This window comes from Geodermatophilus sp. SYSU D01106, from assembly GCF_054049995.1.
In genome coordinates this window covers 242,504-256,797 of the sequence record NZ_JBJGYM010000002.1, presented here as the reverse complement: position 1 = coordinate 256,797, position 14,294 = coordinate 242,504, and the positions used below count along the sequence as shown (strand labels likewise).

Genomic DNA, 14,294 nt, shown 5'->3' with positions numbered 1-14,294 from the left:
CGTAACCGGATCCCGCTCGTTCCGTTGGTCAGCGCGGTGCCGGGTCCGGTCCGGCGCCACCCCGGCTCCTCCGCCTCGGCGGCGGAGCCCGGGGGAGCGACCGACGGCACGGGGGTGCCGGTCGTGACCGGACCCCGGTCCCGGCGGCCGGGTGCGGCGACGACCGCGCCCGGCCGTCCGGACCGGGAGCCGTCCACCGCCCGTTCCACCGGGGCCGGACCGGTCCGGCCCGCATCGCCCCGCCCGGCTAGGCTCGATCGGTGGCTGGGACGCGGATCGGCGTGATGGGCGGGACGTTCGACCCCGTCCACCACGGCCACCTGGTCGCCGCCAGCGAGGTCGCCGGTCTGTTCGGTCTCGACGAGGTCGTCTTCGTGCCGACCGGCCAGCCCTGGCAGAAGACCGAGCGCGAGGTCAGCCCCGCCGAGGACCGCTACCTCATGACCGTCATCGCCACCGCCTCCAACCCGCGGTTCTCCGTCAGCCGGGTCGACGTCGACCGCGAGGGGCCGACGTACACGATCGACACCCTCTCCGACCTGCACGCCCAGCGCCCCGACGCCGAGCTGTTCTTCATCACCGGCGCCGACGCGCTCGCCCAGATCCTCAGCTGGCGCGACAGCGACCGCTTCCTCCGGCTGGCGCACTTCGTCGGGGTCACCCGCCCCGGGTACGCGCTCGCCGACGGCCACCTGCCCGAGGGCGCGGTGAGCCTGGTCGAGATCCCGGCCCTGGCCATCAGCTCCACCGACTGCCGCGACCGCGTCGCCCGCGGGATGCCGGTCTGGTACCTCGTGCCCGACGGGGTCGTGCAGTACATCGAGAAGCGCGGGCTGTACCGGACCGGGCAGACCGCCCGCCGCCCCGGCGCCCCGCGCACGGGCCGGCCCGCCGCCGGCCCCGCCGACCCACCCACCGAACACCTCCGGGAGATGCCCCGATGACCGCCTCCGCCGAGGCGCGGGAGACCGCACTGCTCGCGGCCCAGGCCGCCGCCGACAAGCTCGCCACCGACGTCTCGATCGTCGACGTCAGCGACCGGCTCGCCATCACCGACGCCTTCGTGCTCGCCTCCGCGCCCAACGAGCGCCAGGTGCAGTCGATCGTCGACGAGGTCGAGGAGCGGCTGCGCCGCCACGGCGTGAAGCCGGTGCGCCGCGAGGGCGTCGCCGAGGCGCGCTGGGTGCTGCTGGACTTCGTCGACGTCGTCGTGCACGTCCAGCACACCGAGGAGCGGGCCTACTACGCGCTCGAGCGCCTGTGGAAGGACTGCCCGACGATCCCCTTCGTCGACCGGGCGCTGCCCGCCGACGGCGGCACCGGCCCGGCCGGAGACCGTGCCGTCGCTGACGGTGCGGTCTCCGGCGGTGTGGTCTCCGGGGACGACGTCGACCCGGCCGGCGCCTCGCCCGTGCTGCTCGCGCCCGACCCGGACGCCGAGCAGGCCGACGCGGGCGGCGCGACCGACGAGGACCTCCTCGACGACGACCTGCTCGAGGCCGACCCGCTGCTCGACGGGGGGACCGGCGGGGACGGCGCGACCGGGGACGCGAGCGGTGAGCCGGGGGCGTCCGGCCGCTGACGGCCGCACATCCCCGATGAGCCTGCCCGAGCTGCCGCCCCTGCCCGTCCCGCGCCTGCTCGTCTGGCGGCACGGCCGGACGGAGTGGAACGCCACCGGCCGCTTCCAGGGCCAGATGGACCCGCCGCTCGACGCCGAGGGCCGCGCCCAGGCCGCCCGCACCGCGCCGCACCTCGCGGCGGGCGGACTGCGCACCGGGTCGTCCGTCGTCGTCTCCAGCGACCTCGTGCGCGCCGCCGACACCGCGCTGGCCCTCACCGACCTCCTCGGTGTGGACCTGCGGATCGACGAGCGGCTGCGCGAGCACGGGCTCGGCTGCTGGGAGGGCCTGACCCGCGGCGAGGTCGAGCAGCGGTACCCCGAGCAGTTCGCCGACTGGCTCGCCGGCCGGCCGGTGCACGGCCGCGGCGGCGAGGAGAACGCGGCGGTCGTCGCCCGGGCGCTGGCCGCGCTCGTGGACCTCCCGCCCGTCGACGTCGCCGTCGTCGTCACCCACGGCGGCACGGCCGGGCGGCTGATCGAGGCGCTGCTGGGCCTGGGCCCCGAGCACCGGCGGGTGTTCGGCCCGCTGTCGAACTGCGGCTGGAGCGAGGTCGCGCGGCAGGGCGACCGCTGGCGGCTGATGCGGCACAACAGCACGGTGGCCGCCGTCCCCGCGGCCGAGGGCGACGGCCGGGTCGCCCGGCCCGCCGACGGCGCCACCCCCGAGGGCGCCCCACCGCCCGCCTCGGACGCCGACGCGCTGTCCTGAGGACACCCGCCGGACGCCCGCCGGCTCCCTCCGCGACACGCCACCGCCGGCGCGCGGTCTAGCCTCGCCTGGTGTCCGTCGCCGTGGTCACCGACTCCACGGCCTACCTGCCCCCGGACGTCGTCGCCCGGTACGGCATCGAGGTGGTGCCCTGCTACGTCGTCCTGGCCGGCCGGTCGGGGCGCGAGGGCGAGGAGATCACACCGGAGGACGTCGCCCGGGCTCTCGGCACCCGCGGGCAGCGGGTCTCCACGTCGCGGCCCACGCCCGGCGACTTCGTCGCCGCCTACCGCCGACGGCTGGCCGAGGGCGCCGACCGCGTGGTGTCGGTCCACCTGTCCGCCGACCTCTCCGGCACCTGGGACGCCGCGCGACTGGCCGCCGGGCAGGTCGGTGAGCACGTGGTGACCGTCGTCGACACCCGCTCCACCGCCATGGGCACCGGCTTCGCCGTCCTCGCGGCCGCGCGGGCGGCCGCCGAGGGCGCCACCGCGCAGGAGGTGGCCGCGGTCGCCAACGGCACCGCCGCCCGCACCCGCACGCTGTTCGTCGTCGACACCCTCGAGCACCTGCGCCGCGGCGGCCGCATCGGGCCCGCCGCCTCGCTGCTCGGGACGGCGCTGTCGATCAAGCCGCTCCTGCACGTCGTCGACGGCACGGTGGTGCCGCTGGAGCGGGTGCGCACGACCGGGCGGGCGATGACCCGCCTCGTGCAGCGCGCCGTCGAGGCGGCCGGCGGGGCGGGCGCGTCGGTCGCCGTGCACCACCTGGCCGCGGCCGACCGCGCGGAGAAGCTCGCCGCGCAGCTGCGGGAGGCCCTCCCCGGGATCCGCGAGATGCACGTCAGCGAGCTCGGCGCGGTGATCGGCGCGCACGTGGGCCCCGGCGCGGTGGGCGTCGTCGTGGCGCCGGCCGAGGTGGCGCCGGAGGAGCCGGAGGACACCCCGGAGGGCACCGCGGAGGACCCCGGGGAGGGCTGAGCAGGAGGCGGGCACGGGCGCAGGCTGCACCCGGGGACCCCTCGGACGGCTCCGCGCGTCCACAGGCGCGGTCGCCGTCCACAGCCCCGCCGCGACCGGCGTGGTGACCGGTGGAGCTGCCTAGCGTCCGCCGTGTGCGCCTGACCTCCCGCCGCGACGACGATGCCGACGTCATCCGTGCCCGGCTGCGGGTGCTGCTGGCGGAGGGCCGGCGGTCGGGCTGGCTGCCCGAGGACGACCCCCCGGACCACGACGTCCCCGACGAGGACCGTTGGGGCGAGGAGCCGGAGGAGGACGCCGGGCGGGACGCCGGACGGGACGCCCCTGCCGCACCCGGCGACGACCTCTCCGACGGGCTCCCTCCCGGGCTCGGCCGCCACCGCGCGCCGGCGCGGACGGTCCGCGTCGACCCCGGCCGGCGGGGCAGCCGGGCGCTGTGGGCCGCCGGGCTGCTGGCCGCGCTGCTGCTCGCGGGCTGGACCTGGCTCGACCGGCCCGCCGTCGAGATGGCCCCGCCGGCTCCCGCCCCGGCCTCGGCGTCGCCACCGCCCGCCGACCCGCCGGGAGGGGTGGCCGCCGACGTCCAGCCCGCCGACGCCCAGCCCGCCGATGCGCAGCTCAGCGTCGTCGTCTCGGTCGTGGGTCTCGTGGTGCGCCCCGGCCTGGTCACGCTGCCGCAGGGCTCGCGCGTCGCCGACGCGGTCGCCGCGGCGGGCGGACTGCTGCCGGAGGCCGACCCAGCGTCGGTGAACCTCGCCGCGGTGGTCGCCGACGGCGAGCAGGTGGCCGTCGGCGTGCCCGGCGCCGCACCGGCGGCCGCGCCGGCCGGAGGTGCCGCGACCGCCGGGCCCGTCGACCTCAACACCGCCACCGTGGCCGACCTGGACGCGCTGCCGGGCATCGGCCCGGTCCTGGCGCAGCGGATCGTCGACCACCGGCAGAGCGCCGGCCGGTTCACCAGCGTCGAGCAGCTCGACGACGTCCCGGGCATCGGCCCGTCGATCTACGCCGACCTCGCCGACCGGGTGCGGGTGTGAGCCGCGCGCCGGAGGGCCGCTGGACGTGGGTGGACCTCCGGCTCGTGCCGGTGGCCGTCGCCGTGTGGGCCGTGACGCTGGCCGCCGGACCGCTGCCGCCGCTCGTCCCGGCGCTGGTTGCGGCCGGCGCGGTCCTCACCGCCGCCGTCCTGCTCCGCGCCCGCGACCGGCCGCGGGTCCTGGTGGCGCTGGCCGTCCTCGCCGCGGTCGCCACGACGGCCGGTGCGGCTGCGGTCCGGGGTGCCGCGCGGGCCGCCTCGCCGCTCCTCGACGTCGCCGGCGCAGGCCCGGTGGCGCTGGTCCTGGAGGTGGACGGCGACCCGCGGCTCATCGGTGCGGCCACCACACCGCGGCTCGCGCTCGACGCCACGGTCCTCGTCCTCGACCACGCGGGCCGCCGGGTGCACCTGACCGCGGACGTGGTCGTCTTCGCGCCGGTGGAGGGCTGGACGGGCCTGCTGCCCGGCCAGCAGGTGCGCGCCCGCGCCGCGGTCACCGCCGCCGCACCGGCCGAGGGCGTGGTCGCCCGGTTGTCGGCGCGGGGCCCGCCGGAGGCCGTCGGTGCGGTGCCGGGGTTCCAGGCACTGGCCGGCGGGCTGCGCGACGGCCTGGCCGCCTCGGCGGCGCGGGTGCTCGGCGATCCCGCGGCGGGGCTGCTGCCCGGCCTGGTCGTGGGGGACACGCGGGCGATGGACCCGGTCCTCGCGGAGGACTTCCGCCGCGCGGGCCTGTCCCACCTGACCGCGGTCTCCGGCGCGAACGTGGCGATCGTGCTGGCCGGCGTGCTGGCGCCGTTGCGCCGCCGGGCGGTCGACCGGCGCGTGCAGGCGGGAGTGGCGCTGGTCGCCCTCGCCGGCTTCGTCGTCCTCGCCCGGCCGAGCGCGAGCGTCGTGCGGGCCGCGGCGATGGGCGGGGTCGGGCTGCTGGCGCTCGCGTCGGGGCGGTCGCGGGTGGCGGTGCCCGCGCTGGCGGCCGCGGTGACCGTCCTGCTGCTCCTCGACCCCGGACTGGCCCGCGACGCCGGCTTCGCGCTGTCGGTCGGCGCCACCGCGGCCATCGTGCTGCTCGCGCCGGGCTGGTCCCGCCGGCTGCGCGACCGCGGCTGGCCGGGGCCGGTCGCTGACGCCGTCGCCGTCTCGGCGGCCGCGGGGCTGGCCACCGCACCACTGGTCGCCGGCCTCTCGGGCCTGGTCAGCCCGGTCTCGCTGCCGGCCAACCTGCTGGCCGCGCCCGCGGTGCCGCCGGCCACCGTCCTCGGCCTGCTGGCGGCCCTCGCCGGCGCCGTCGTGCCGCCGCTGGGCGACGCGCTGACCTGGCTCGCCGGCTGGCCCGTGCGGTGGCTGGTCGCCGTGGCCCGGGTCGTGGCGGGCCTCCCCGACGGGGCGGTCGGCTGGCCCGCCGGCACCCGCGGCGCGCTGCTGCTCACCGCCCTGCTGCTCGCCGCCGGCCTGCTGATGTGGCGGTTCGGGCGGCTGCGCGCCCTGGCCCTCGCCGCCGTCGTGGGCCTGGTGCTGCTCGGCTGGCCGCTGCGGCAGGCGGCCGACGGCTGGCCGCCGGACGACGCCGTCCTCGTCGCCTGCGACGTCGGCCAGGGCGACGGCCTGGTGGTGCCCACCGGGCCGGGGGAGGGCGTGCTCGTCGACGCCGGCCCCGAGGTCGGGCCGATCGACCGCTGCCTCGACCGGCTGGGCATCGACGCGCTGCCGCTGGTCCTGCTGTCCCACCTCGACGCCGACCACGCCGGCGGGCTGGCCGGCGCGCTCACGGGCCGGGAGGTCGGCACCGTCGCCACCGGCGCGCTGTCCCCGGCCGACGACCGCCTGCCCGCCCTCGACGCGCTCACCACCCGGGCCGGCGCGCGCCGCGAGGTGCTCGCGCCCGGCGACGTGCGCACCGTGGGCGGCGCGACGCTGGAGGTCCTCGCCCCGCCGCCGGAGATCGCGACGGCGGCCGCCGAGCCCAACGACCTGTCGCTGGTCGTCCGGGTCACCGTGCGCGGGGTCCGGGTGCTGCTCACCGGCGACCTGAGCGCGGCGGCCGAGGCGCGGGTGCTCGCCCGCGGGGTCGACCTGCGCGCCGACGTCCTCAAGGTGCCGCACCACGGCAGCGCCGACGCCGACCCGGCGTTCCTCGCGGCATCGGGCGCCCGGGTGGCACTGGTCAGCGTCGGCGCGGACAACACCTACGGGCACCCGGCGCCGCGGCTGCTGACCTGGCTGTCCCGCGCCGGCATGCAGGTGCACCGCACCGACCGGGAGGGCGACCTCGCGGTGGTCGGCTCGGCGGGGGAGTGGGGCGTCGCGGCGCGCGGTGCCCCGGGTGCCGGCGCCGTGGCGGCCGAGAGCGCCGGCAGCGGGCCCGGCGGGGGCGCTCCCCGGCACGCACTGCCGGAGCGCCGGTCCCGTCGGCAGCGCGTGACACCATCGGGACGTGGCAGCGGCACCCCCGGCACCGACCTCCCGCCTGCGGGCCGTCGTCGGTGAGGAGGAACTGCTGCGCTCCCGCGCCGTGGCCGCCGTGCGCGCCGCCGTCCTCGAGCGCCACCCGCAGGCGGAGCTGCACGAGCTGACTGCCCTGGGCCTGCCCGTCGGTCAGCTGGCAGACGTGCTGGCGCCCTCCCTGTTCGGCGAGCACCGCCTCGTCGTCGTGTCGGGCGTGCAGGAGGCGGCCGGCGCCCTGGTCGACGCGCTGACCGCCTACTGCAAGGACCCCGACCCGGAGCTGACGCTGGTGGTCGTCCACCACGGCGGCAAGCGCAACGAGGCCCTCATCAAGACGCTCACCGCCGCCGGCGGGGCCGTCGACGAGTGCGCCAAGATCTCCTCCCCGGGCGACCGCGCGGCGTTCGTGCGCAACGAGGTGCGGTCGGCCGGCGGCCGGATCACCCCGGACGCGATCGGCGCGCTGGTCGACGCGGTCGGCGGTGACCTGCGGGCGCTGTCGTCGGCGGCCACCCAGCTCGTGGCCGACTTCGGCGGCACCATCGACGCCGACGCCGTCGCCCGGTTCCACCGGGGCCAGGCCGAGGTCACCGGGTTCACCGTCGCCGAGCGGGTGCTGGTGGGTGACCGCACGGGTTCGCTGGAGATGCTGCGCTGGGCGCTCGACCGCGGCGTCGCGCACGTGCTCATCGCCGACGCGATCGCCGACGGCATCCGCACCGCGGCCCGGGTGACCTCGCTGAACACCGCCAACACCGGCGACCTGGCCCGCGCGCTGAAGCTGCCGCCGTGGAAGGTCAAGAAGGCCCAGACGCAGGCGCGCGGCTGGAGCATCGACGGGCTGCAGCAGGCCATCGGCGTGGCCGCCGAGCTCAACGCCGACGTGAAGGGCGTCGCCGCGAGCGCCGACTACGCCCTGGAGCGGGCGATCCGCCGGATCGTCGACATCCGCGCCACCACCGGCCGCGACGCCCGGGCCCGCAGCCTGCGCTGACGTCGCGGGCCGCCCGGGACCGCCGGGCCGCCCGGACGCGCCGTTCCGAGCCGGAGGGCCCCGGAACGCGACGAGCCCCGTCCCTCACGGGGACGGGGCTCGTCGCAGGAGCGCTGGGACGCAGCTCAGAGGCTGGTCAGCTGCTTGGCCATGCCCGACTTGCGGTTGGCGGCCTGGTTCTTGTGGATGATGCCCTTGCTGGCGGCCTTGTCGAGGGCCTTGCCGGCCTTCTGCAGGGCGGTCGTCGCGGCCTCGGTGTCGCCGGCGGCGGCGGCCTCGCGGAAGCGGCGGACGGCCGTCTTCAGGGCGGACTTGACGGCGACGTTGCGCTGCCGCGCCTTCTCGTTCGTCTTGTTCCGCTTGATCTGGGACTTGATGTTCGCCACGCGTGAGCCTCGGTGTCTCGCAGGAAGGGAGTCTGTCAGTGCGTCCGGACGGCATGCGTCGGCGGACCGGCCTGCCAGGTTACCAGCGCCCCGACCGCCACCCCAACCCGCGTCGCACCCGGCCCGGGGCGGGTGCTCGGCAGGGCGGCGAGGTCGTGGGACGATGGCGGCACTGTGACGACTCCCGCTGCCACCGATCCCGCCCGGATCCGGAACTTCTGCATCATCGCCCACATCGACCACGGCAAGTCGACGCTGGCCGACCGGATGCTCGAGGTGACCGGGATCATCGAGGCGCGGCAGATGCGCGCGCAGTACCTCGACCGGATGGACATCGAGCGCGAGCGCGGCATCACCATCAAGGCGCAGAACGTGCGCCTGCCCTGGAAGGTCGGCGACGCCGAGTACGTCCTCGACATGATCGACACCCCGGGTCACGTGGACTTCACCTACGAGGTGTCCCGGTCGCTGGCCGCCTGCGAGGGTGCGGTCCTGCTGGTCGACGCGGCGCAGGGCATCGAGGCGCAGACCCTGGCCAACCTCTACCTGGCCCTGGAGAACGACCTCACGATTATCCCGGTCCTCAACAAGATCGACCTGCCGGCCGCCCAGCCGGAGAAGTACGCCGCCGAGATCGCGCACATCATCGGCTGCGACCCCGAGGACGTCCTGCGGGTCAGCGGCAAGACCGGCGAGGGCGTGCCGGAGCTGCTCGACGCGATCGTCGCCCAGATCCCCGCCCCGGTCGGCGACGCGCAGGCGCCGGCCCGCGCGATGATCTTCGACTCGGTCTACGACATCTACCGCGGCGTCATCACCTACGTGCGCGTCGTCGACGGCCGGATCTCCAGCCGCGAGCGCATCAAGATGATGTCCACCGGCGCCACGCACGAGCTGCTCGAGATCGGCGTCATCTCACCCGAGCCCAAGCCGGTCGAGGGCCTCGGCGTCGGTGAGGTCGGCTACTTCATCACCGGCGTGAAGGACGTCCGCCAGTCCCGCGTCGGCGACACCGTCACGCTGCAGCACAAGCCGGCCGCCGAGCCGATCGGCGGCTACAGCGACCCCAAGCCGATGGTCTACTCCGGGCTCTACCCGATCGACGGCAGCGAGTACCCGCTGCTGCGCGAGGCCCTGGACAAGCTGCTGCTCAACGACGCCGCGCTCACCTACGAGCCGGAGACCTCCGCCGCGCTGGGCTTCGGCTTCCGCGTCGGCTTCCTCGGCCTGCTGCACCTGGAGATCGTGCGCGAGCGGCTGGAGCGCGAGGCGGGCATCAGCCTCATCTCCACCGCGCCCAACGTCGTCTACCGGGTGGTGATGGAGGACGGCACCGAGCACACCGTCACCAACCCCAGCGACTGGCCCGAGGGCAAGATCGACCGCGTCTTCGAGCCGATCGTCAACGCCACGATCATCGCGCCGAGCGACTACACCGGCGCGATCATGGAGCTGTGCCAGAGCCGGCGCGGCCAGCTCGGCGGCATGGACTACCTGAGCGAGTCCCGCGTCGAGCTGCGCTACACGCTGCCCCTCGGCGAGATCATCTTCGACTTCTTCGACGCCCTGAAGTCGCGCACCCGCGGCTACGCCAGCCTCGACTACGCCGAGGCGGGCGAGCAGGAGTCCTCGCTGGTCAAGGTGGACATCCTGCTGCAGGGCGAGGCCGTCGACGCGTTCAGCGCCATCGTCCACAAGGACAAGGCGTACAGCTACGGCGTGATGATGGCCGGGAAGCTGCGCGAGCTCATCCCGCGGCAGCAGTTCGAGGTGCCCATCCAGGCCGCCGTCGGCTCCCGGGTCATCGCCCGCGAGACGGTGCGCGCCATCCGCAAGGACGTCCTCGCCAAGTGCTACGGCGGTGACATCACCCGCAAGCGGAAGCTGCTGGAGAAGCAGAAGGAGGGCAAGAAGCGGATGAAGATGGTCGGCCGCGTCGAGGTCCCCCAGGAGGCGTTCGTCGCCGCGCTCTCCACCAACGAGCCCTCCGCCGCGAAGAAGTGAGCGGCCGGCTCCTCGCCGTCTGCGTCTCCGGCTCCGACCTGCTGCCCCTGCCCGGGCGCCGGCCCGACCGCAGCGGCATCGACAAGCGCCCGCGGGAGGGCCGCGTCGCCGTGCGCGAGCTGGGGCTCGACGGCGACGTCCAGGTCAACCGGAAGTACCACGGCGGGGAGGGCCAGGCCGTCTACGCCTTCGCCCAGGAGGACGCCGACGTCTGGGCCGCCGAGCTCGGCCGCGACCTGCCGCCGGGCCGGTTCGGGGAGAACCTGCGGACGGCGGGCGTCGACCTCACCGCCGCCGAGGTGGGGGAGCGCTGGCGGGTCGGGACGGCGCTGGTCGAGGTGACCGCGCCGCGCATCCCGTGCGCCAACTTCGCCCGCTTCTGGGACGTCCCGGACCTGGTCAAGCGGTTCACCGCGCGCGGCGCCACCGGCGCCTACCTGCGGGTGCTCGAGACCGGCGACCTCGGCGCGGGCGACGAGGTGACCGTCGTCCACCGGCCGGGCCACGGCGTCACCACCGGCCTGGCCTTCCGCGCGCTGACCACCCAGCGGTACCGGGTCGCGCAGCTGGAGCCGGCGCTCGCGTCGTTCCCGGTCAAGGACCGGCCGAAGCTCGCCGAGCGGATCGCGCGCGCCACGGACACGGCCGCCCGGGCCTGACCCGAGCGGCGCGCTACCGTGCCCGCGCCGGGCGCACCCGGCGCGAACGGGGAGGTCGGGATGCTGTTGCGCCGCGCTGTCGCGCTGGGGGCCGGGCTGGTGGTCGCGCTCGCCGGCTGCGGGGGCGGTGAGCCGGAGGAGTCCGCCGGCGACCTGCTCCAGCGGGCCAAGACGACGCTCGACGGGACCAGCAGCCTGCACTTCGTGCTCACCAGCGAGGGTGCCCCGACCACCGGCACCGCGCTGACCGGCGGCGAGGGCGACGTCCTGCGGCCGGCCTCCTTCGAGGGCACCCTGCAGGTCCTGGCCGCGGGCTCCTCCCTGGACCTGGCCGTGGTCTCCGTCGACGGGACCGTCTACGCCCAGCTGCCGTTCACCAGCGGCTACAGCGAGGTCGACCCCGCCCAGTTCGGCTTCGGCGACCCGGGCGCGCTACTCGACCCGGACACCGGCATCTCGCAGCTGCTCGCCGAGGCCGACTCGGCGCAGCTGGGGGAGGAGCGGCGGGTCGACGGCGAGGTGGTGCGCGAGGTGACCGCCGAGCTGCCCGGCGAGCTGGTCGAGCAGGTGCTCACCAGCGCGGACCCGGCGCAGCCGGTGCAGGCGCGCTTCTCCGTGGTCCCCGACAGCGGCGAGCTGCGCCGCGCCGAGCTGACCGGCCCGTTCTACGCCTCCGGCCAGGACGCCACCTTCACGATCGAGCTGTCCGACCCCGGCGCCGATGTCGAGATCACCGCACCGCCAGTCGGCTGAGCCGCGGGAGGACGCCCGCCCGGTCCCGGGGCTGCCGCTGGTCGTCCTCGCGACGCTGGCGGTCCTGGTCACCGCGGCCGACACCTACGTCGTCGTCCTGGCGCTGCCCGACATCCTCGCCGGGGTCGGCGTCGGCATCGACGAGCTGCAGCGGGCGACGCCGATCATCGGCGGCTTCCTGCTCGGCTACACCGCCACGCTGCCGCTGCTGGGCCGGCTCGCCGACCTGCGCGGCCGCGTCCCGGTGCTGGCCGGCTGCCTGCTGCTGTTCGCCCTCGGGTCGCTGCTGACGGCGACGGCGGACGGTCTCGGGCTCGCGGTGGCCGGCCGCGGCCTGCAGGGCGTGGGCGCCGGCGGGCTCGTCCCCGCCACGCTGGCGCTGGTGGCCGACCGGTGGCCGCCGGAGCGCCGTGCGGTCCCGCTGGGTGTCGTCGGCGCGGTGCAGGAGGCGGGTGCGGTGCTCGGGCCGCTGGCCGGCGCCGCGGTGCTCGCCGTCGCCGACTGGCGCGCGGTCTTCTGGCTCAACCTGCTGCTCGGCCTGGCGCTGACCGCCGGGGTCGTCGTCACCGGGGGACGGCGGCCGGACCCCGTGGGGCTCGCGCTGCTCGCGCTGGCCGGCGCCGCGGGCGGCCTGCAGCTCGCCGAGCCCGCCGCGCTGGCCGAGGACGTCACGCTCGGTCTGGCCTGGGTGCCACTGCTCGACGGCGTCCCCGCGACGACGCCGCTGGTGCTCATCGCCGTCCTCGCCGGGGTCGCGCTCGGAGCGCGCAGCCTCGCCGCACCGGACGGCGCCGTGCTGCCGCTGCGCGGGGTGCCGCGGCTGGTGCGCGAGGTCGACGTCGTCGGCTCGCTGCTGGCCGTCGTCGCGCTCGGGGCGCTGGTGTGGTCCTTCGCCGCGGCCGACCCGGCCACCGAGGTCGTCGCCCACGGGCCGGTCCTGCTGCCGGTGGCCGCGGCCGCCGCCGTCGCGTTCTGGCTGCACGAGCGGCGCACGCCCGACCCGGTGCTGCCCCTGGGGGCGCTGCGCCCGGCCGGCGCCTGGGGCGCGCTGCTGGTCAACCTGCTGGTCGGCGTGGCGCTGGTGGCCGCGCTGGTCGACGTGCCGCTGTTCGCCCGCGCCACCACCACGCCCGGCGACCAGCTCGGCGCGGCACTGGTGCTGCTGCGGCTGCTGGTCGCCGTCCCGGTGGGCGCGGTGGCCGGCGGGTGGCTGTGCCGGCGGGTGGCGCCGCGGCTGGTCGCCGCGGCCGGCATGGCGCTGGCCGCGCTGGCGCTGTGGGCGATGACCGGCTGGGGCGAGACCTCGCTGGACTCGTGGACCTCGACCGTCGTGCTGCTCGCCGCGGGTCTCGGCTTCGGCCTGGCGATCGCGCCGGTCAACGCGGTGCTGCTCGCCGTCACCGGGCCGGAGGTGCACGGCAGTGCCAGCGCGCTCGCCGTCGTCGCCCGGACCGTGGGGATGCTGGTCGGGCTGTCGCTGCTGACCGCCGTCGCGCTGCGGAGGTTCACCGCCGAGGTCGAGGCGATCGGCTCGCCGCTCACCGTCTGCCCCGACACCCCGGCCGACTGCCCCGCGTACGACGCCGCCGCGAACGCCGCCGTCCTCACCCAGCTGCACACGGTCTTCGCCGGCGCCGCGGTCGCCGCGGGACTCGCGGCGGTCGCGGCGCTGGTGCTGCTGCGGGAGCGCCCCGTCAGAGCGTGAAGACGATCTTCCCGGCGGTGCGGCCCTCGAGCATGCGGGCGAACCCCTCGCGGGCCTCGGCCACGGGCAGCTCGACGTCGATGACCGGGCGCACGCCGGTGACCGCGCACATCCGCATCAGCGACTCGAGCTCGTCGCGGGTGCCCATGGTGGAGCCGACCACCGACAGCTGGGTGAAGAAGACGCGGTTGAGCTCGGCGCTCGGGTCGAAGCCGGTGGTGGCGCCGGAGGTGACGATGACGCCGCCGGGCTTGAGCGACTTGACGCTGTGGCCCCACGTCGCCTTGCCGACGGTCTCCATCACGCCGTCGACCCGCTCGGGCAGCCGGGCGCCGGTCTCGAAGGCCTGCTCGGCACCGAGCTCCAGCGCGGCGGCCCGCTTCTCCTCGCTGCGCCCGGTGACCCACATCCGGTAGCCGGCGGCCCGGCCGAGCACGACGAGCGCGGTGGCCACGCCGCCGCTGGCGCCCTGGACGAGCACGGTCTGCCCGGGGCGCAGGCCGGAGCGGACGAACAGCATCCGGTAGGCGGTCAGCCAGGCCGTGGGCAGGCAGGCCGCCTCGGCGAAGGACAGCTCGGCGGGCTTGGGCAGCACGTTGCGCCGGGGGACGGCGACCCGCTCGGCCATCGTGCCCTGGTGCAGCTCGGAGAACAGCGAGCGCTTGGGGTCCATCGTCTCGTCGCCGGTCCAGCCGGGGCTGGCGACGACGCCGTGGACGACGACCTCGTTGCCGTCCTCGTCGAGCCCGGCCGCGTCGGTGCCCAGGATCATCGGCATCCGCTCCTGCGGCAGGCCGATGCCGCGCAGGCTGAACAGGTCGTGGTGGTTGAGCGAGACGGCCTTCACCTGCACCGTCGTCCAGCCGTCGGGGACCTCGGGCTCGGGGCGCTCGCCGACCTCCAGGACGGAGAGCGGGTCGTCGGACGAGGGCGAGGACACGAAGACGGCGCGCATGACCGGACGTTAGGACACCCCGGTCCGGCGGGCGACACCGCGCCCGC

General features: G+C 76.6%; 13 protein-coding genes. 11 read left to right on the top strand and 2 right to left on the bottom strand.

Annotation, left to right across the window (positions count from 1 at the left end):
• The first annotated feature begins 260 nt into the window (after window positions 1-260).
• The 7 genes from nadD to holA all read left to right on the top strand — a co-directional run bounded on the left by nadD (window position 261) and on the right by holA (window position 7,785).
• Window positions 261-944 (top strand): nicotinate-nucleotide adenylyltransferase, encoded by a 684-nt coding sequence (nadD, locus tag ACI78R_RS03510; RefSeq protein ID WP_454555892.1) that lies wholly within the window; start codon window positions 261-263, stop codon window positions 942-944.
• Window positions 941-1,582 carry a ribosome silencing factor gene (rsfS, locus tag ACI78R_RS03505; RefSeq protein ID WP_457039687.1) on the top strand — a complete coding sequence of 214 codons (642 nt, stop codon included), beginning with the start codon at window positions 941-943 and terminating at the stop codon, window positions 1,580-1,582. Before nadD ends, rsfS begins: the two co-directional genes overlap by 4 nt.
• 16 nt (window positions 1,583-1,598) lie before the next feature.
• Window positions 1,599-2,333, top strand: coding sequence for a histidine phosphatase family protein (locus tag ACI78R_RS03500; protein ID WP_457039686.1), 735 nt, complete (start codon window positions 1,599-1,601; stop codon window positions 2,331-2,333).
• A 71-nt stretch (window positions 2,334-2,404) separates the two neighbouring features.
• Entirely contained in the window at window positions 2,405-3,313 is a 909-nt protein-coding gene (locus ACI78R_RS03495) for a DegV family protein (RefSeq protein ID WP_073419166.1), read from the top strand.
• 134 nt (window positions 3,314-3,447) lie between these two features.
• A complete protein-coding gene (locus tag ACI78R_RS03490) occupies window positions 3,448-4,350 on the top strand; it encodes a ComEA family DNA-binding protein (protein WP_457039685.1) in 903 nt (300 codons plus the stop codon).
• A complete protein-coding gene (locus ACI78R_RS03485; protein WP_457039684.1) occupies window positions 4,347-6,833 on the top strand; it encodes a ComEC/Rec2 family competence protein in 2,487 nt (828 codons plus the stop codon). The genes ACI78R_RS03490 and ACI78R_RS03485 overlap by 4 nt, the downstream gene beginning before the upstream one ends.
• Window positions 6,781-7,785 carry a DNA polymerase III subunit delta gene (gene holA / locus ACI78R_RS03480; RefSeq protein ID WP_073419168.1) on the top strand — a complete coding sequence of 335 codons (1,005 nt, stop codon included), beginning with the start codon at window positions 6,781-6,783 and terminating at the stop codon, window positions 7,783-7,785. Before ACI78R_RS03485 ends, holA begins: the two co-directional genes overlap by 53 nt.
• A 125-nt stretch (window positions 7,786-7,910) precedes the next feature.
• On the opposite strand, the gene rpsT is transcribed toward holA, so the two are convergent.
• On the bottom strand, window positions 7,911-8,171 hold the full coding sequence (gene rpsT / locus ACI78R_RS03475; RefSeq protein WP_073419169.1) for a 30S ribosomal protein S20: 261 nt from the start codon (window positions 8,169-8,171) through the stop codon (window positions 7,911-7,913).
• A gap of 174 nt (window positions 8,172-8,345) precedes the next feature.
• Here rpsT and lepA point away from each other — a divergent pair, with 174 nt between their 5' ends.
• From lepA to ACI78R_RS03455, 4 genes are read left to right on the top strand one after another with little or no spacing between them, the layout of a single operon-like run.
• On the top strand, window positions 8,346-10,175 hold the full coding sequence (lepA, locus tag ACI78R_RS03470; RefSeq protein ID WP_457039683.1) for a translation elongation factor 4: 1,830 nt from the start codon (window positions 8,346-8,348) through the stop codon (window positions 10,173-10,175).
• Entirely contained in the window at window positions 10,172-10,834 is a 663-nt protein-coding gene (locus tag ACI78R_RS03465; RefSeq protein ID WP_457039682.1) for an MOSC domain-containing protein, read from the top strand. Before lepA ends, ACI78R_RS03465 begins: the two co-directional genes overlap by 4 nt.
• Window positions 10,835-10,894: 60 nt before the next feature.
• Window positions 10,895-11,587 carry an LppX_LprAFG lipoprotein gene (locus ACI78R_RS03460; RefSeq protein ID WP_457039681.1) on the top strand — a complete coding sequence of 231 codons (693 nt, stop codon included), beginning with the start codon at window positions 10,895-10,897 and terminating at the stop codon, window positions 11,585-11,587.
• Complete coding sequence (locus tag ACI78R_RS03455; protein ID WP_457039680.1) at window positions 11,556-13,292, top strand: MFS transporter; 1,737 nt, start codon at window positions 11,556-11,558, stop codon at window positions 13,290-13,292. The genes ACI78R_RS03460 and ACI78R_RS03455 overlap by 32 nt, the downstream gene beginning before the upstream one ends.
• On the opposite strand, the gene ACI78R_RS03450 is transcribed toward ACI78R_RS03455, so the two are convergent.
• Window positions 13,282-14,247, bottom strand: coding sequence for a zinc-binding dehydrogenase (locus ACI78R_RS03450; RefSeq protein ID WP_457039679.1), 966 nt, complete (start codon window positions 14,245-14,247; stop codon window positions 13,282-13,284). The two genes, ACI78R_RS03455 and ACI78R_RS03450, sit on opposite strands and share 11 nt — an antisense overlap.
• Between the last annotated feature and the right edge of the window lie 47 nt (window positions 14,248-14,294).

What these genes read in the sequence shown, in the direction of transcription:
- ACI78R_RS03455 (WP_457039680.1), top strand. Translation starts at nt 11,556, where the DNA reads ATGTCGAGATCACCGCACCGCCAGTCGGCTGAGCCGCGGGAGGACGCC.
- ACI78R_RS03450 (WP_457039679.1), bottom strand. Translation starts at nt 14,247, where the DNA reads ATGCGCGCCGTCTTCGTGTCCTCGCCCTCGTCCGACGACCCGCTCTCC.
- ACI78R_RS03460 (WP_457039681.1), top strand. Translation starts at nt 10,895, where the DNA reads ATGCTGTTGCGCCGCGCTGTCGCGCTGGGGGCCGGGCTGGTGGTCGCG.
- rsfS (WP_457039687.1), top strand. Translation starts at nt 941, where the DNA reads ATGACCGCCTCCGCCGAGGCGCGGGAGACCGCACTGCTCGCGGCCCAG.
- ACI78R_RS03500 (WP_457039686.1), top strand. Translation starts at nt 1,599, where the DNA reads ATGAGCCTGCCCGAGCTGCCGCCCCTGCCCGTCCCGCGCCTGCTCGTC.